The 18,152-nt window shown below is 69.5% G+C and carries 12 protein-coding genes and 1 tRNA gene; 7 read left to right on the top strand and 6 right to left on the bottom strand.

Annotated elements, in window-relative coordinates; translation table 11 throughout:
- The first annotated feature begins 6 nt into the window (after positions 1 to 6).
- Entirely contained in the window at positions 7 to 1,977 is a 1,971-nt protein-coding gene (locus tag KOF26_RS13095) for an acetyl-CoA carboxylase biotin carboxylase subunit (RefSeq protein ID WP_216325702.1), read from the top strand.
- A 76-nt stretch (positions 1,978 to 2,053) separates the two neighbouring features.
- Here KOF26_RS13095 and KOF26_RS13100 read toward each other — a convergent pair whose 3' ends face one another.
- Positions 2,054 to 2,680 (bottom strand): LysE family translocator, encoded by a 627-nt coding sequence (locus tag KOF26_RS13100; RefSeq protein WP_216325706.1) that lies wholly within the window; start codon positions 2,678 to 2,680, stop codon positions 2,054 to 2,056.
- Between the two features lie 83 nt (positions 2,681 to 2,763).
- Between KOF26_RS13100 and KOF26_RS13105 the strand changes: the two genes are divergently transcribed.
- From KOF26_RS13105 to KOF26_RS13120, 4 genes are read left to right on the top strand one after another with little or no spacing between them, the layout of a single operon-like run.
- Positions 2,764 to 5,025: a ribonuclease R family protein gene (locus KOF26_RS13105; protein WP_216325709.1), complete on the top strand. Its 2,262-nt coding sequence runs from the start codon at positions 2,764 to 2,766 to the stop codon at positions 5,023 to 5,025.
- Positions 5,026 to 5,069: 44 nt separating this feature from the next.
- A complete protein-coding gene (locus KOF26_RS13110; RefSeq protein WP_216325712.1) occupies positions 5,070 to 5,606 on the top strand; it encodes a sigma-70 family RNA polymerase sigma factor in 537 nt (178 codons plus the stop codon).
- On the top strand, positions 5,599 to 6,354 hold the full coding sequence (locus tag KOF26_RS13115) for an anti-sigma factor family protein (RefSeq protein WP_216325715.1): 756 nt from the start codon (positions 5,599 to 5,601) through the stop codon (positions 6,352 to 6,354). The genes KOF26_RS13110 and KOF26_RS13115 overlap by 8 nt, the downstream gene beginning before the upstream one ends.
- 29 nt (positions 6,355 to 6,383) lie before the next feature.
- Positions 6,384 to 7,466: a 2OG-Fe(II) oxygenase gene (locus tag KOF26_RS13120; RefSeq protein ID WP_216325718.1), complete on the top strand. Its 1,083-nt coding sequence runs from the start codon at positions 6,384 to 6,386 to the stop codon at positions 7,464 to 7,466.
- On the opposite strand, the gene KOF26_RS13125 is transcribed toward KOF26_RS13120, so the two are convergent.
- The 3 genes from KOF26_RS13125 to KOF26_RS13135 all read right to left on the bottom strand — a co-directional run bounded on the left by KOF26_RS13125 (position 7,463) and on the right by KOF26_RS13135 (position 10,911).
- A complete protein-coding gene (locus KOF26_RS13125; protein ID WP_216326295.1) occupies positions 7,463 to 8,203 on the bottom strand; it encodes a phosphocholine cytidylyltransferase family protein in 741 nt (246 codons plus the stop codon). The genes KOF26_RS13120 and KOF26_RS13125 overlap by 4 nt on opposite strands.
- Before the next feature lie 47 nt (positions 8,204 to 8,250).
- The gene (locus KOF26_RS13130; protein WP_216325721.1) at positions 8,251 to 9,885 is read right to left on the bottom strand and encodes an FAD-dependent oxidoreductase; all 1,635 of its coding nucleotides are present in this window, start codon (positions 9,883 to 9,885) and stop codon (positions 8,251 to 8,253) included.
- Positions 9,886 to 10,065: 180 nt separating this feature from the next.
- Complete coding sequence (locus KOF26_RS13135) at positions 10,066 to 10,911, bottom strand: dienelactone hydrolase family protein (RefSeq protein ID WP_216325723.1); 846 nt, start codon at positions 10,909 to 10,911, stop codon at positions 10,066 to 10,068.
- 148 nt (positions 10,912 to 11,059) lie between these two features.
- Between KOF26_RS13135 and KOF26_RS13140 the strand changes: the two genes are divergently transcribed.
- Entirely contained in the window at positions 11,060 to 12,235 is a 1,176-nt protein-coding gene (locus tag KOF26_RS13140; RefSeq protein WP_216325726.1) for a PepSY-associated TM helix domain-containing protein, read from the top strand.
- An 81-nt stretch (positions 12,236 to 12,316) separates the two neighbouring features.
- Here the strand turns inward: KOF26_RS13140 and KOF26_RS13145 are convergent, their stop codons facing one another.
- Together KOF26_RS13145 and KOF26_RS13150 are read right to left on the bottom strand one after the other, a co-directional pair.
- On the bottom strand, positions 12,317 to 16,942 hold the full coding sequence (locus tag KOF26_RS13145) for an NAD-glutamate dehydrogenase (RefSeq protein WP_253201433.1): 4,626 nt from the start codon (positions 16,940 to 16,942) through the stop codon (positions 12,317 to 12,319).
- Positions 16,943 to 17,095: 153 nt separating this feature from the next.
- Positions 17,096 to 17,884, bottom strand: coding sequence for a PAS domain-containing protein (locus KOF26_RS13150; protein WP_216325732.1), 789 nt, complete (start codon positions 17,882 to 17,884; stop codon positions 17,096 to 17,098).
- A 135-nt stretch (positions 17,885 to 18,019) separates the two neighbouring features.
- Between KOF26_RS13150 and KOF26_RS13155 the strand changes: the two genes are divergently transcribed.
- A tRNA-Thr gene (locus KOF26_RS13155) sits at positions 18,020 to 18,095 on the top strand.
- The last annotated feature ends 57 nt before the right edge of the window (positions 18,096 to 18,152 follow it).

Genomic DNA, 18,152 nt, shown 5'->3' on the forward strand with positions numbered 1-18,152 from the left:
CCGGGGATGTTCAAGAAAATCCTGATCGCCAATCGCGGCGAAATCGCCTGCCGCGTCATCCGCACCGCCCGGCGGATGGGTATCGCCACTGTCGCCGTCTATTCGGACGCGGACGCGCGGGCGCCGCATGTGCTGATGGCTGACGAGGCGGTGCGCCTCGGCCCGCCGCCGGCGGCGGAGAGCTATCTGCTTGCCGACGCGCTGCTCCTCGCCTGTAAGGAGACGGGGGCCGAAGCGGTCCACCCCGGCTATGGCTTCCTGTCGGAGCGGGAGAGCTTCGCCCGGCTGCTCGCCGACAACGGCATCGCCTTCATCGGCCCGCCGCCCGCCGCCATCGCCGCGATGGGCGACAAGATCGAGTCCAAGAAGCTGGCGCAGGCCGCCGGCGTGTCTGTGGTGCCCGGCTTCGTCGGCGAGATCCGCGACACCGAGCACGCCGTCGAGATCGCCGGCGGCATCGGCTACCCGGTGATGATGAAGGCGTCGGCCGGCGGCGGCGGCAAGGGCATGCGGCTGGCGTGGTCCGAGAAGGATGTCCGCGAGACGTTCCAGTCGGTCCGCAACGAAGCCAAGGCCAGTTTCGGCGACGACCGGGTGTTCATCGAGAAGTTCATCGAGAGCCCGCGCCATATCGAGATCCAGCTGCTCGGCGACGCGCAGGGCAACATCGTCTATCTGGGCGAGCGCGAATGCTCGATCCAGCGCCGCCACCAGAAGGTGGTGGAGGAGGCGCCGTCGCCCTTCGTCACGCCGGAGATGCGGCGCGCGATGGGCGAGCAGGCGGTCGGGCTGGCGCGCGCCGTCGGCTATACCTCGGCCGGCACCGTGGAGTTCATCGCCGGCGCCGATCGCGGCTTCTATTTTCTCGAGATGAACACGCGGCTGCAGGTCGAGCATCCCGTCACCGAATGCGTGACCGGCCTCGATCTCGTCGAGCAGATGATCCGGGTGGCGGCCGGCGAACCCCTCGGCTTCACGCAGGATGACGTGACGCTCAAGGGCTGGGCTGTAGAGACGCGCGTCTATGCCGAGGATCCCTATCGCAATTTCCTGCCGTCCACCGGCCGGCTGACCCGCTATCGCCCCCCGCACGAGGGCGGCGGCGTGCGCGTCGACACCGGCGTCGGCGAGGGATCGGACATCTCGATGTTCTATGATCCGATGGTTGCCAAGCTGATCACCTGGGGTGACAGCCGCGAGGAAGCGATTGACCGCCAGATCGCCGCCCTGGACAGCTATGAGGTGGAGGGCATCGGCCACAATATCGATTTCCTGTCGAGCGTGATGCAGCACCCGCGCTTTCGTGCCGGCGCGATCACCACCGGCTTCATCGCCGAGGAATATCCCGAGGGCTTTGCCGGGGCGCCCGCTGATGAGGGCCGGACCGAGGAACTGGCGGCGATCGCGGCGGCCATCGCTGCGGTGCGCGCCGAGCGGGCGGGGCTGATCGACGGCCAGCTCAACGGCGGCCAGCTGGTGCCGATCGAATGGGTGGTGGCGCTCGGCGGCGTCGAGCATCGCGTCGATTGTCAGGCCGGCACGGCTCTGGTCGACGGCAAGGGGCTGGCGATCGAGGTGCCCTATGTCCCCGGCCAAAGGCTGATCGAGGCGACGATCGACGGGCGGCCGCTGGCGGTGAAGCTCGCCGTCAGGCGCAGCCATTATGTGCTGACGACCCGCGGCCGCGCCTGGGAGGCCCGCGTGCGGCGTCCGTCTGTAGCGGCGCTGACCCGCCATATGATCGAGAAGGTGCCCCCGGACCTGTCGCGCTTCCTCGTCTCGCCGATGCCGGGGCTGCTGACGCGGCTTGAGGTCAAGGCCGGCGACCGCGTCGAGGCGGGCCAGCCGCTCGCCGCTGTCGAGGCGATGAAGATGGAGAATATCCTGCGCGCCGAGAAAGCGGGCATGGTCAAGTCGGTGTCGGCCGCGCCGGGGGCCAGCCTCGCGATCGACGAGGTGATCCTCGAGTTCGAGTGAGGTCACGGCGCCCGCGCGCCTGGGCTCGCGGTCCGCTCCGCGGCGGATGCCCGGGCGGGCAGCGACGGCGGGTCGCTCAGGCGCGCAGGCCGAGCAGCGCCGCGCCGAAACCGATGAAGATGGTGCCGGTCAGCCGGTTGAACCAGCGCGCCAGCGCCGGGCGGCGGAGCTGGTGTTGCAGGCTGTGCCCGCCGAGTCCGTAAAGGCCGTACCAGAAGGCTTCACAGGTCGTGAAGGTCGCGGCGAGGATCAGGAATTGCGGCCCCTCCGGCGCGCCGCGGTTGATGAACTGGGGAAAGAAGGCGGCGGCGAACAGCAGCAGCTTGGGATTGCTCAATCCGATCAGCAGCCCACCGCGGAACAGCTGGAGCGGCGACAGCGCCGGCGCCAGCCGGTCGGGGGCGACGTCGATCGGCGCGTCGTTCGCCCGAAATGCCTGCACGCCGAGATAAAGGAGATAAGCGACGCCGCCATAGCGCAGCACGTCGAACAGGCGCGGCCAGGCAGCGAGCAGGGCGGCCATCCCCGCCGCCGAGGCGGAGATGGCGAGCACCACCGCCAGCAGGCAACCGGCCATCGCCGGCACGCTGCGGCGGATGCCGAAGCGGGCGCTTCGCGTCATCACGTGCAGCATGTTCGGCCCCGGCGTCCCGCACAGCAGGAACACGGCGACGAGGAAGATCCACCAGTCATGCCATGTCATGCGCGGCCCTTATTCGCCGCGCCTTCCGGTCGCAATGGCGGCGGGCAGGTGACGCGGGCCGCAATCGGACCTATCTCCGGCACATGGCCCGCAAATCCCCCGGCTTGCCCTCGCGCGAGCAGATACTGAAGTTCATCGAGGAAAGCCGCGAGCCCGCCGGCAAGCGCGAGATCGCGCGCGCCTTCGCGCTGTCCGGCGCGGACAAGATCGCGCTCAAGGCGTTGTTGAAGGATATGACCGACGAGGGGCTGATCGATGTCGCCCCCGGCCGCGCCTTCCACAAGATGGGCGGCGTGCCGCGCGTCACCGTGCTGCGCATCGTCGACGTCGACGGCGATCAGCCGATCGCGGTGCCCGAGCGCTGGGAGGCCGAGGGCAAGCCGCCGCCACGCATGCGCGTGATCGAGCGGGGGCGGAAGGCCCCGGCGCTCAGCGTCGGCGATCGCATCCTTGCGCGCACGGAGGACGCCGGGCGGGGCATGATCGCCCATCCGATGAAGAAGCTGGCGCGCGGCGAGGAGTTGATCCTCGGCGTGCTCCACCGCGAGGGTGACCGGCTGTGGCTGAAGCCGGTCGACAAGCGCGAGCGGCGCGACCTCCTCGTTTCCGATGCCGGCGAGGCGGATGTCGGCGATCTCGTGCTGGCGGAGAAGGCCGGACGCCCGCCGCGCATCACCGCGCGGGTGACGGAGCGGCTGGGCGATCCCTTCGCGCCGCGCAGCTTCAGTCTCGTCGCCATCCACAAGTTCGGCATTCCCGACCAGTTTCGGGAGGAGACGCTGGCCGAGGCGGACGCCGCCGCCCAATTACCGTTGGTCGATCCGCAGGGCGAGGGGCGCGAGGATCTGCGCGCACTGCCGATCGTGGCGATCGACCCCGCTGACGCGCGCGACCATGACGACGCGGTGTGGGCCGAGCCGGACGGGCAGGGCGGCTGCCGCGCGATCGTCGCTATCGCCGACGTCAGCTATTATGTCCGTCCGGGCTCGGCACTGGACCGCGAGGCGCGGCGGCGCGGCAACAGCGTCTACTTCCCCGATCGCGTCGTGCCGATGTTGCCGGAGCGGCTTTCGGCGGATGTCTGCTCGCTGAAGGAGGGCGAGGATCGCGCGGCGCTGGCCTGCCACCTGGAGATCGGCGCCGACGGCGCGATCAAGGGCTGGCGCTTTACCCGCGCACTGGTCCGCATTGCCGCCAACATCGCCTATGAGGACGCGCAGGCCGCGATCGACGGCACGGCGGCCCACCCGCTCACCGATACCGCGCTCCGCCCGCTCTGGGATTGCTGGGCGGCGCTGGCCAAGGCGCGCGACCGCCGCGAGCCGCTCGACCTCGACCTTCCCGAGCGGCGCGTCATGCTCGACGAGAAGGGGCGCATCCTCTCCGTCGCGCCGCGCGAGCGGCTGGACGCCCATCGGCTGATCGAGGATTTCATGATCGCCGCCAACGTCGCCGCCGCCAAGGCGCTGGAGGCGAAGAAGGCGCCGGTGATGTATCGCGACCACGAGCCGCCGAGCCGCGAGAAGCTGGTCGCGCTCAAGGATTATCTGGCGACGTTCGGGATCGCCTTCGCGCTCGGCCAGGTGGTGAAGCCCGCCACCTTCAACCGACTGCTGGAGCAGGTCGGCGACGATGTCAGCCGGCCACAGGTGATGGAGCAGATCCTGCGTACCCAGACGCAGGCCTATTACGCGCCGCAGAACACCGGCCATTTCGGCCTGTCGCTGGCGAGCTACGCCCATTTCACCTCGCCGATCCGGCGCTATGCGGACCTGCTGGTGCATCGCGCGCTGGTCGGCGCCTACGGGCTGGAGGTGGCGCTGCCGGCCGCCACCTTGAAGGCGCTGCCGCGGTTCACGTCCTTGTCCGCCGAGGATGCGGACGCGATGGCGCGGCTTGGCGAGGCGATCAGCAATGCCGAGCGCCGCGCCATGGAGGCGGAGCGCGAAACGGTCGATCGCTATGTCGCTGCCTATCTGGCGATGCATCTCGGCGAGGTGATGGACACGCGCATCACCGGCGTGAAATCGTTCGGCTTCTTCGCGACCGTGGAGGGGCTGGGCGGCGACGGGCTGGTGCCGGTGTCGACGCTCGGCGCCGAACGTTTCAGCTTCGACGAAGGCGCGCAGCGTCTTGAAGGCGAGCAGAGCGGCGAGAGCTATGTGCCCGGCATGAAGCTCAAGCTGCGGCTGGTCGAGGCGGACCCGGTGTCCGGCTCGCTCCGCTTCGAGCTGCCGGAAGGGGCGAGCCATATGCCGCCGCCGCGCAAAGGCCCGGACCGCGGCCGCCGCATGGCCGGCCGGCGCGGCCGCCCGCCCGGCATCCGCCATCAGGGGCGGCGCTGACGACCGCGCTGGAATAAACCCGTCGGCTGGCGCGTAATTGCCGCGTGACGAGCTGGAAGACATCGGAGATCACGCAGCATCTGCCCGCGTTGCGCGGCTATGCGCGGGCGCTGACGCGGAACGAGGCGGCGGCGGACGATCTCGTGCAGGATGCGCTGCTGCGCGCCTATGAGCGGGCCGAGACATATCGGCCGGACCGCTCGCTCCGATCGTGGCTGTTCGCGATCCTGCACAATCTGTTCGTCGACGGCCGCCGGCGCGGCGCCAGCGAGGAGCGGGGCCATGCCGGGCTGGCCGGCCTGTGGGCCGATCGCATGGCCGAGGCGGGGCAGGAGCATGCCGTCGCGCTGGCCGAAATCGCGGCCCGGTTCGATGCGCTGCCGGACGAGCAACGCGCCGTGCTCGATCTCGTGGCGGTGCGCGGGCTCACCTATCAGGAGGCGGCCGACGCACTCGATGCGCCGATCGGGACGATCATGTCGCGGCTGAGCCGGGCGCGCGCCGCGCTCCGGGCGCACATGGTCTCAGCGAAGACGGAGGCCGGCGGAACCCTGCGTATCATCGGAGGCAAGGATGCATGATCCCGTGACCGAGCTGGACATCCAGGCCTATCTCGACGGCGAACTCGACCTGCCGCGGCGGCTCGCGGTGGAGGATCATCTCGCCGGCGATCCGGCGGCGGCGGCCCGCTACATGGCCGAGCTGCGTGCCCAGACCGCGCTGCGCCTGCTCGCCGAGCCGCGCGATCCGGCGCCGGCCGCGCTGATCGCGGCAGCCGGGCGGCTGGCGGCGCGAATGGCCCCGCCGCCGCGGCCGCTCCGCCACCGGACCTTCGGCGGCATGGCGGTCGGCGGACTGGCCGCGATCGCGGCGACGTTGCTGGTGTTCGTGGTGCCCGGCGTCAGCCCGGCGGCGCCGCCATCCTATGTCGGCGATGCGGTGATGGCCTATCGCACCGGCCTGTTGCGCGCCGAACTGCGCTCGCAACTGGAAAGCCCGCATTTCGACGCGGGCGAAATCCAGCGCAGCACCCATATCCGCGTGCCCCGTCTGCCCCGCGGCTGGCAGATCACCGACGCGCAGATCTTCCCGTCGGACGAAGGGCCGGCGCTGCAGCTGATGATCCGGACGCCGGCGGGCAAGAACCTGTCGGTGTTCGCGGTGCGCGCGCGCAGCGCCGCTCCGCGCTCGCCGCTGGCGATGCGGCATGACAATGCCTCGGTCGCCTACTGGCGGGCAGGCGACATGTCGTACGCGCTGATCGGCATGGAGGCGCCCGAGGCGCTCGACCTCGCCGCCGAGAACCTCGCCACCGAGGGGGTTTTCTGAGCCGCTTGTCCTGAACCCATCCGACAGGAATGACGATGCTGTTGCCCGGTGACGCGGCGCCCTGGTTCCGCGCGCCCGCCTTGAGCGGAAACCCCAATTATAATTTCGATCAGGCGGCAGGCCGCGCGATCGTCATGCTGTTCCTCGGCAGGGCGGCCTGGCCGCCCTGCGCCGCCGCGCTTGCGCTCGTCGAGCGCCACCGCCACCTGTTCGATGACGAGAACGCCTGCTTCTTCGGTGTCAGCCTCGATCCGGCGGACGCGGCGCAAGGGCGCATCCGTCAGCAATTGCCCGGCATCCGCTGGTTCCTCGATCATGACGGCGTCATCGCGCGCGTCTACGGCGCATGCCGCGCTACCGGAGAGGCGCAGAATTACCAGCCGCACTGGCTGTTGCTCGATCCGATGCTGCGCGTCGTGCGGCGCGCGCCGATCGATCGGGGCGCCGAAATATTCGCCGCGCTCGACGCGCTGCGCGCCGCCCCCAACCCGGATATGAGCGCGCCGGTGCTGATCCTGCCACGGGTATTCGAGCCGGCGATGTGCCGCCGCCTGATCGAGCTTTATGAAACGCATGGCGGCGAGGAGAGCGGCTTCATGCAGGAGGTGGCCGGCCGGACGATCGGCAAGCTCGATCACCGCTCCAAGCGCCGCTCGGACTATGTGATCGAGGACGAGGGGCTGCGCGAGCAGATCGCCCGCCGTCTCTCCCGCTTCCTGCTGCCCCAGCTCGCCCGCGCCTTCCAGTTCAAGGCGACGCGGATCGAGCGTTACCTCGTCGCCTGTTATGACGGGGACAATGGCGGCGGCTATTTCCGCGCCCATCGCGACAATACCACCAAGGGCACCGCGCATCGCCGCTTCGCCTGTACGATCAACCTCAATGCCGAGGACTTCGAGGGCGGCGAGCTGTGCTTCCCGGAATTCGGGCCGCGTACCTATCGCGCCCCGACGGGAGGAGCGGTGGTCTTCTCCTGCTCGCTGCTGCACGAGGCGCGCCCGGTGGTGCGCGGCCGGCGCTTCGCCTTCCTGCCGTTCTTCTATGACGAGGAGAGCGCACGGCTTCGCGAGGCGAATGCGGTGTTCATCGGCCCGGCCGGGGCGGGGGGCTAGCGCCCCTCGTCGCGCCAGACGGCGGTGAGCGCGCGGGCGACGTCGAGATCGGCGGGGAAATCCACCTCGCACCAGTCGAACCCGTTGACGGAGACAGTACCGATCTCGCTCTCGTCGGCGAGCATGTCGATGACCTTGAGATACCAGCTCGCCGTGCCGAGCGGAGTATGCATGATGCGATCGACGGCGCTGATGAAGGCGTCGCGCCCCTCGCCCCGGAAGGCGAGCAGGCCGATCGATTCCGCGTTGGTTTCCTGCGCCGACAGCGTCTTGCCGATGCGCCGCAGCCGATCGCCCTCGCGACGGACCTTCATGTCGTCATCGTCATAGGCCGGCTTCTCGTCGACGGTGACGGTGATCGGGGCGGCGGCCGCGGCGGTGATCACCCGCTGCACCAGTTCGTACGGAACCAGCGTGTCGCCGTTGAGCAGCAGGGTGTCGCGGTCGAACAGATCGCGCGCCATCCACACCGAGCCGAGATTGTCGGCGACATGGTAAAAAGGATTGAACAGCGTGCTGGCGCCGGCGCGCGGCGCCACCACCGCGTCGACAAGGTCGGCACGAAAGCCCGATACCACGGTCACTTCCTCGATCCCGGCGGCGTCGAGCGCGTCGAGCTGCCATTCGAGCAGCGTCCGGCCCGACAGCTCGATCAGGCATTTCGGCCGATCCTCGGTCAGCGGCAGCAGGCGTGAACCCTTGCCCGCGCTGAGCACGATCGCCCGGCGAATCATCATCTCGGCCGTGTCCCCGGCGTGCCGTTCGGAGGCCTCCGCCAATTTCATCAAGAGGCCTTCGCGATGGGAACGGACGTCATGGAAATGCTCTTTGATCTCTGGGCGATGATCCGATCGGCCGTACGCATCGCCAGCGCGACGATGGTCAATGTCGGATTGGCCCAGCCGGATGTCGGGAAAAGCGAACTGCCGGCGATATACAAATTGCCCAGCCCATGCACCAGACCATAACCGTCCGCGACGCCGTGGCGCGGGCTCGCCGACATGCGCGTGGTGCCCATATGATGATAGCCGCCGATCGGATGAGCGCTGATCAGCGCGTCGGTGCGCCACGCGCGTGACGGGTCCGACAGCCACTCCGCAGGCTCCACCTTGCCGAGACCGAGCCGCGCCGTCTCGCGGCCGAGCGCGGCCACCAGCCCCTCCACGCTGGCCGCGTCGAGCGCGCTGGTCCGCCAGTCGAGGGCGAGGCGCGGCATGCCGAGAGGGTCGCGCTCCTGCGACAGATAGACGCGGCTGTCGGGATTGGGCGCCTGCTCGCCGCGGACGACCAGCGCCACCTCCAGCCGGCCGAGCCGATTGAGCAGCCAGGGGCGCAGCGGATCGGTGTGCTGCTGCAACCAGCCGACGGTGCGCTTGGTGGCCTTCCACAGGCCACGCCCGAAGCGGGTCGGCGACGCATCGTGCTTGGCGCGCAGATAGAGGCGCATCGCCCACGCTTCGCTGTCGCTGGCGGCACGGCGCGGCGCCAGCGTGAGCGAGGTGTTGAGCAGCCCGAGCCGCCGCTGCAGTTCGCTCCCGGGCGCGATCAGCGGCGCGACCGTCTGCGCGCCGATGCGACGCTTGGCGAAGGCCGAAAGCAACGCCCAGACCCGGCCATGGACGATCCGTCCGCCGCGGGCATGGGGATGTTCCATGAAGTAACGGCCGACCTGGTCGTGACCATTGCCCAGCCCCTGCGGCATCACCGAGCGCGAGGCGAGCAGCAGTCGCGGATTTTCCAGTCCGCCCGCCGCCAGCACGTAATCGTCGGCGACCACCGTCAGGCGCCGCCCGCCGATGCTGGTCACGTCGAGCCGCGCAACGCCGCGCCCGGAGCGTTCGGCGACGATCTCGCGAACGGTGGCGTGGGTGACGACGATGCAATGGGGGTGATCGAGCACGTCCCGGCAGCGATCGAAGGTGAAGCGATCGAACTGGTCGTCAAAGGCCCAGAGCGGGGTCGCCAGCTCCCCCTCGGCGAAACGGGGCAGGGGCACGCCGGCGTCGCGCAGCAGTTCCGGCTGCGGTGCGCCGGGCAGATCGAACGTCGCCCATGCCTCGGCATAATGGTTCTTCAGATCGGCGTGGGCGATCGGCCAGCCGGAATGCGCCACCCAGGGGCGGCGCTCGAAATCGATCGGGTCCAGCTCGGCGCAGCGGCCGCCCCAGATCGCCGTGGTGCCTCCGAAGAAGCGCAAGCGGGCGTGATCGAGGGGATAATAATCCTGTCCGGTGACCTCGCCCGCGTTCAGCGCGGCAGTCGCCGCCTCGAAATCCCGGCCGCCGCTTTCCAGAAGAACGACGTGCAGACCCTGGGCCAGCAGCCGGCGGGCAAGGGTGATTCCCGCCACGCCGGCACCGATGACGGCGACGTCGCCGCTCAGCCGGGCGGGTGATCCCTTGTCGAGATCGAGGTACATGGCACTGGCCCCTTTACGCACGCCGGTCGCCCGGCGCCTTGCAAACGCCCATCACGACCGGACTTCCCGTTCCCGGGACGTCCTAGATGGGCTCATGCCTCTCATACGCAACAGGCAGGTGTGTTATTCCACAACAACAGTGAGCAGCAAGCGCGCGCGGGGGGTCGGCCGCTATGCGGGTCAGGCGATGCCGTGGGCCTTGAAGAAGGCGATCAGCCGACTCCAGCCGTCCGCTGCCGCCGTCGCGTCATAGCTGGCACGATAATCGGCGTGGAAACCATGGCCGGCATCCGGATAGACGACGATCTCCGCATTGGTCTTGCCCGCCGCCTTGAGCGCGGCGCGCATCGCCTCGACATCGGCAAGGGGGATGCCCTGGTCCTTGCCGGCATAAAGGCCCAGCACGGGCGCCTTGAGTTCGCCCGCGCGGGCGATCAGTTGCTTGAGCTGGCCGTACCACGCGACGCCCGCGCCGACGTTCGGATCGATCATCGCGGCGCGCCACACCACGTTGCCGCCCCAGCAGAAGCCGGTGATGCCGACCTTGCCGGGCCTCGCGAACGGGCGGGAGACGATCCAGCGCGTCGCTGCCTGGACATCGCCGTCGACCTGCGCCTCGGATGCCTGGCGCACAGTGGCCATGATCGCCTGCATGTCCGTCTGGGCGGGGAGGTTGACGCCGGAGCGGTAGAAGAAATCGGGCGCCACCGCGACATAGCCGAGCTTGGCCAGGCGACGGCATATGTCCTTGATATAGTCGTGGATGCCGAACACCTCGTTGACCACCAGGATCGCCGGGTGGCGGCCGGCGCCCGATGGGCGCGCGACATAGGCCGGCAGGCCGCCCGGCCCCGCATTGGCGATGGTCACCTCCTCGATCGTCAGCCCTTCTGACGAGGTGGTGATCGGCGCGGCGTCGGCGGACACGGCGGCCAGCGCATAGCCGGCGAAGAACATGCCGGTCACGGCGCGTCGGCTGAGGTGGAAGTCCTCGGGCATCGAACCGTCGGGGCGGGTGAGTTCCATCAGGCTGCTCCTTCTACCCGGCTTGCTGGCGAGGCTAGCGGAGATTGCGCCCGCCGCAAGGGATTTCGGTGTCGCCTGAGCCGCAATCGCGATTGACTTGCAATAGCGCCAATGTCAGGGAGACGGGACGAAAAGGGGACTGGGAACGATGACCAAGGTCGGCATGCGCAACGCATGGTTTCAGGTGCACAAGTGGATCGGCCTGATCCTGGCGATCGCGATCATTCCGATCTGTGTCACCGGCGCCGCTCTGGTATGGGACGAGCCGCTGGGCGAGATGCTCAACCCGCAGCGCGTGGCGCATGGCGCGGCGACGCTGGCGCCCGAGGCCTATGTCGCCGCCGCCACCGCCGCGCTGCGGCCGGGGGAGAGGCTGATCGACCTGCGCTTCCCGGATCCGAAGAAGGGTGGTGCGGTGGTCGCGTCCGCGGCCCAGCCCTCGAAGGGGCAGGGCGGACGGCCGTCGCGCACCACATTGTGGCTCGATCCGACGACGGGCGTGATCCTCGACCGCGCCGGCTCGAACGAGGGCGCCATCCGCGTCATGCACATGATCCACGGCAGCCTGATGATCCCCGGCATGGGCCGGCCGATCGTCGGCTGGATCGGCGTGGCGATGACGGTGTCGTGCATTTCCGGCCTGTGGCTGTGGTGGCCGACCGTGGGCCGTTGGGCGCGCGGGCTGCGCTGGCGCCGGCATCGCAATTTCGACACCAACCTTCACCATCTGTTCGGCTTCTGGATCGTGCTGCCGCTGGCGGTGCTGTCGATCACCGGCGTGTGGATCAGCTTCCCGCAGGTGTTCGGCGGCGGCCCCGGCGGCGCGCCCCAGGCGCAGCAGCGCGGCGGCGCGGGCGCCGCGGCGCGTCCGCAGCGTGCCCAGCCGGACCGCGCCGCGATGATGCGCGCCCAGCCGCTCCCCGATCCGGCGACCGACCTCGCCACCGCGATCACCCTCGCCGAGGCCCGGCCGGATCAGCTTGCCGCCATCTCCTGGCCGACCGACGTGCAGCCGGTGTGGACGATTTCGGTGCGCGGCAAGGGCGAGCGCCCGACCCAGATCAAGGTCGACGACGCCACGCGGCAGGTCGACCGTCCGCGCCGCGAGGCCCGCGCCGGGCCCGAGCGCGAAACGACCAGCCGGCTGATGCGCCGCATCCATGACGGCACCAACACCGGCGTCATCTGGAAGGTGATCATCACGCTGGGCGGCATCCTGCCGGCGATCCTCGCGGTGACCGGCATCATCATGTGGTGGCGCGCCCGCGGCTGGCGCGGGGACGTCGCGCGGCGCAAGAAGGCGAAGCTGGTCGCAGCGGAATGACGCCAGCGACAATGGCCCGCGAACAGACCCCGTCACCCTGAACCAGGGTTCAGGGTGACGGCATCGGCGAGGTCGGGGGGGCTATCGCGCCAACAGCAATCGCGCCTGCGCGGCGATCTGGGCGAGCATCGCTGCGGACGGCGTCGCCGTCACCCGGCCACGGGCGACCAGCGCGTTGAACTGGGTGACGCGGGCGGCATGCGCGCCAAGCCACTCCTCGACGCCGGCGACAGGGTCCCCCGATTGGCCGGCAAGGAAGACGAGGCGGAGCTGCTCGAACTCGCTGACCAGCCCGGCGACGAGCAGCCGCTCCCACGGATCGGCCGAGCGGAAGCGGATCGCCGCCGCCTTGGCCCAGTCCAGCCCCAACGCCTCGCCGAGGCGAGTATAGGCGGACGTCGCCTCCACCTCGCTCAGGCCCATCCGGGCGGAGAGGGTGGCAATGCCGATCGCGCCGTCCAGCTCGTAAAGCCGCACCAGTCGCGCAATCAGCTCGGCGGAGGCGCCAGTCTGGGCGAGGCGTTCGCGCAGGGAGCCGGCCTGCAGCCGCGCCTCATCCTTCAGCAGCCCCTCCGTCGCGTCGTCGAGCCGGGCGATGCCGGGGCGCAGCCGCTCGGCGATCGCGCCTGGCAGCGCATCCGTCTCGCTGGACTGGATGATGTCGGAGATGTGGAGGCGCACGCCGCCCGCCGCGATGGCGAACAGCGCGAGCCGTTCCGTCTCGACCACCGGCGCCTGCTCGATCGCGGTCCACAAAAGCGCCAGGTCGAAGATGGTGTCGGCCGCGGCATAGGCCCCCGCCACCCGCGCCAGCGAACAGCCCTCTTCCTCGGCCAGTTCGAACGGCATCACCGGCCCGAGCCGGTTGACGACGAGGTTGGCGAGCTTGGTGGCGACGATCTCGCGGCGCAGGCGATGCGCGTCGATCGCCTCCGACTGCCGTTCCTGCATGGCCGGCGGGAAGGCGGCGTGGAGCATCGGCCGGAACAGCGCGTCGTCCGGGATCGCCGAAGCCTCGATGCCGGCCTGTAGCGCCAGCTTGCCATGGGCGAGCAGCACCGACAGCTCCGGCCGGGTGAGGCCGCGATCTTCCTGGCCACGCCGCAACAACACGTCATTGGCCTCCAGCCCTTCGACCTTGCGGTCGATGCGGCCCGACGCTTCCAATATCTCCAGCACGCGCACCTGGGAGGGCAGCGCCGTCGCCCCGCCATGCTCGGCGAGCGACAGGGCCAACGTCTGGAGACGGTTATCTTCCAGCACGATGGCGGCGACGTCGTCGGTCATCTCGGCGAGGAGGCTGTTGCGATCCTCGAACGATAGCCGCCCTTCCACCATCTCGCGATTGAGCGGGATCTTGATGTTGACCTCATTGTCCGAACAGTCGACGCCGGCCGAATTGTCGATGAAGTCGGTGTTGATGCGTCCGCCCCGCGCCGCGAAGGCGATGCGGCCGGCCTGCGTCACCGCGAGGTTGGCGCCTTCGCCGATGACCTTGGCGCGCACCTCCTCGCCGGTGACGCGGTGCGCGTCGTTGGGGGGATCGCCGACGGCGCCTTCCAGCGGGCCCTTCACATAGGTGCCGATGCCGCCGAACCACAGCAGGTCGGCCGGCGCCTTCAGGATCGCCGAGATCAGGCCCGACGGGTCGAGCGCCTCGGCATCGATGCCGAGCACGGCGCGCACCTCCGGCGTCAGCGGGATCGACTTTTGCGAGCGGGGGAAGATGCCGCCGCCGGTTGAGATCAGCGCAGCGTCGTAATCCCCCCAGGAGGAGGCCGGCAGCCGGAACATGCGATCGCGCTCGGCCCAGCTTGCCGCCGGATCGGGATCGGGATCGAGGAAGATGTGCCGGTGATCGAAGGCGGCGACCAGCTTCAGCGATTTGGACAGCAGCATGCCGTTACCGAACACGTCGCCAGACATGTCGCCGCAGCCGACCACCGTCACCGGATCGTTGGCGACATCGACGCCCATTTCGGCGAAATGGCGGGTGACGGAAATCCACGCGCCCCGCGCGGTGATGCCCATCGCCTTGTGGTCATAGCCGTGTGAGCCGCCGGAGGCGAACGCATCGCCCAGCCAGAACCCGCGCTCCACCGCGATCGCGTTGGCGACATCGGAAAAGGCGGCCGTGCCCTTGTCGGCGGCGACGACGAAATAGGGATCGTCGCCGTCCCGGATCGCCACGCCCTCGGGATGGACCACCGCGCCCTCGACGAGATTGTCGGTGACGGAAAGCAAGGCGCGGATGAAGACACGATAGCTTTCCGTGCCCTCGGCATACCAGGCAGCGCGATCGGAGGCGGGGGGCAGCTGCTTGGCGTAGAAGCCGCCCTTGGCGCCGGTCGGGACGATCACCGCGTTCTTGACCACCTGCGCCTTCATCAGGCCGAGGATTTCGGTGCGGAAATCGTCACGCCGGTCGGACCAGCGCAGGCCGCCGCGGGCGATCGGGCCGCCGCGCAGATGGATGCCCTCGACGCGCGGCGAATAGACCCAGATCTCCCGCCATGGCAACGGCTTGGGCAGATCGGGCACGCGCGCGGAATCCAGCTTGAAGGCGAGCGCCTCCGTGGCGGCGGGCGAGAATGCGTTGGTGCGCAGCGTCGCCTCGACGACCGCGCGCAGGCGCCGCAGGATGCGGTCGTCGTCGATCGCGGCGACCTGGGCGAGGCCCGCATCGAGCGCCCGCCCGGCCTCGGCGGCGGCCTTATCCGAAGCGTGGCGCGGATGATGCAGCGCGTGGAACAGGGCAATCAGGCCGCGCGTGATCTCCGGCGCGCGGCGGGCGGCGTCGACCACCGTCTGGATGCCATAGGGCAGGCCGGTCTGGCGCAGATAGCGGAACCACGCCCGCAACAGCACCACCGCGTCCGGATCGAGCCCGGCGGCGACGAGCAGCTGGTTGAACGCATCATTCTCGGCCCGCCCTTCGAGCACAGCGGCAATGGCGCCTTCCACCGTCGCGGCACGATCCATCACTCCACGCGCGCCCTCAGGAAGCTCAAGGGTGAATTCGTGGATATGGCCGAGCCCGCCCTCGAGCGCGGTGGGAATCTCCTCCATCACGCGGAAGCCGAAATTCTCCAGCACCGGCACCGCGTCCGATAGGGGCACCACGCCGCCGGTGCGATAGATCTTAAGATGGAGGCGGCTGTCGGGCTCGTCCTCCTGGGCGTAGAGGCGCGCGGCACGGCTGGCGTCGCCGTCCAGGCCCTGAAGGCGCAGCACGTCGGATGCCGCGCCGGCCGGGCCGTAGCGCAGGCGATAGGCGGCCGGGAAGGCGGCGGCATAGGTGATGTTGAGGCGGGTGGCGCGCGATCCGGCCCCTGCATCCGCAAGCGCGGCCTCGAGCGCCGGGGCCCAGCCGCGCACCATCTGCTCCAGCCGTCTGTCCAGCGCGTCGGCGTCGGGCGCCGCGCTGCCGGGGCCGGTGTCGAGCGTAAAGCGCAGGAAGGCGAGGTCGCCGTCGCCCAGCTCGAACGACCAGCTCGATACCGGGGCGCCGGCCGCTTCCTCGAGCATCCGGCCGATCTGGACGCGCCTCGCGGTGGTCAGCTCGTCACGGGGCAGCCAGACGAAGGCGAAGAGATGGATGCCAAGCGCCCCCTCGGCAAGCAGCAGCTTCGAGCGGGGCCGGTCGGTCAGCGACATGGCGGTGAGAGCCACGGCCTCCAGCGTCTGCGGCGCGAAGCCGATCAGCAGATCGTGCGGCAGCACCGACAGCGTGTGGCGCAGCGCCTTGCCGGCATGGCCACGCGGATCGAAGCCGAACTTTTCCTCAAGCGCCGCCAGCCGCTGGCGCAGCACGGGCACGCGATCGGCTTTGGTGGACAGCGCCGCCGAAGTCCACAGGCCGGCATGGATGGAAAGCGCGACGACGCTGCCGTCTCGGCGCACCGGCGCCACGACGAGGTCGAGGGGCACGCGGCGGTGGACGGTGGCCACCCGATCGGCCTTGACGAGCAGCGGCGCCGTGCCGCCCTGATCGAAATAGGCGAAGGCAGCTGCGCGGGCCGGCTCGCTCCACAGGGCGACGCTGGCGGTGCGGCAAATGCCCAGCGCGTCATGCGCGGCGCCGTCGCGGCCCTGCGTCTCGGCGCCGAGCAGCGTCATATTGCCTTCCAGGAACCAGCGCATCAGCGCCGCGCCTTCGCCATCGGGCAGCGTATCGGCGGTGTCGCGCAAGGCCAGCTGCATGCGCTGCCAATCCTGCACTGAGGCGCGGACATCGGCGAGCACGGCGTGAAGCTCGTCGACCAGCGCGCGCCGATCCCGGGCATCGGCGCGGTCGATCTCCATATAGATCAGGGATTCGCGCCGCTCGCCCGCCTCGCCGGCCGGCAGCAGGGCAACGAGCTGGCCGGCGCCGTCGCGCCGCACCGTGATCACCGGATGGAGCAGGCGGACCACGCCGAGATTGCGCGCCGAAAACACTGAGGCCACCGAATCGACCAGGAACGGCATGTCGTCGTTGACGACGGCCAGCCGCATCAGCCGGCGCGGCCCATCCGTGCCAAGCGATTCCAGCGCAATGGCGGGCTCGCCGGCCGGACGGGAAAGGGCGGCGGCAGCGGAGAACTCGGCGGCGGCGGCCAGCGCCTCACCCTCCAGCCCCAGCGTCTCGCCGGGCAGCGCGCCCTCCGTCAGCACGCGCGCGAGATCCTCGCCCAAACCCGGAAGCTGTTCCGCCTTCGCCGCCATCATTCTCTCCTGTCCGAGCCATCTCCGGCGCGTCACATCCGCGGATATGCGCGCCTATTCCGGGCTACTCAAGGCTAGGGAGAGGGGGTTTCCAAAGGGTGTCGGAATGCTGGCGGGTAAGACATTTTCTGTCGGCGCGCCGCCGAGCGGCGATCAGAGTGTGCGTGCGACGCTCTCGATCAGGCGCGGGTCGGCGGGAAGCGTCGAGAGCACGGACAGGCCGCCTGAAGCCTCACGCCGCGCCAGCAGCACCACGAACTCCTCGGACGCGGCCAGCGCGACATGGGCCAGCGCCGGCGCGGCGCGCGCGGCTTCCAGCGGATCGATCCCGTCGTGACGGGGGAGCGGCTGGGCCACCGGCAGCGGCAATTCGTCGAGCCCGGCGTCCCGTAGCGCACGATCGACCTCAAGCACCAGCTCGGCGGTGGTCTCGTGGTCGGCCAGTTCCTTCCAGTTGATGACACCGTAGATATAGTCGATCGTGACATCGTCGGACGAACAGGGCATCAATATGCCGCGATAAAGCGTGTTCAGCCCGCGCTGCGACACGAATTCGGCCTCGAATCCAATCGGCGCACGATTGGCGATGATCTGCAGATAATGGTCGGTGAGGCGCGAGAGCAGCGAGCGGCTGGGAATATCCGCCACCGAGCGGACATCGGCGACACCGCATTCCGCACGCAGCGCCTCGCCGAGATAGACGATATGGGGGTTTGCGGGCCCTGCCGAGAAATCGAGCACGACGCCGCGATCGCCGAAGCCGCCCTCGTCCTCGCGCAGATCGTCGATCGAGGGATAGGCGCGACCGCGCAGCAGCGCGACCCAGCGATTATAGGCGCGGACCTGCAACCGGCGCTCGTCGCTGGCGACGGACGGCGGACGATCGACGCCCTGCTCCTCGCCATCGAGCCACCACAGATCATCGAGCGCGCGCGCGTCCATATCTACCCGTCTCCACCGGACTTTCCCGCCCGCCCGAGACCTTGGCGCCGGGTGCGTTAGCATCGGGTTAAGACCTGTCAGGCAAAGACGCTTGTGCCCGGGCGGCAGCGCTGATAGAGGCGCGCCACCTTTTGGGCCGCCTTAGCTCAGCTGGTAGAGCATCGCATTCGTAATGCGAGGGTCACAGGTTCGAGTCCTGTAGGCGGCACCACCCGTTCCAAACGATTGTATGGGCCGGGAAAATATCGGAAAATAAAGGCTTTTTGCA

This window comes from Sphingomonas quercus (assembly GCF_018863195.1).
GTDB classification, from domain to species: Bacteria; Pseudomonadota; Alphaproteobacteria; order Sphingomonadales; family Sphingomonadaceae; genus Solisphingomonas; species Solisphingomonas quercus.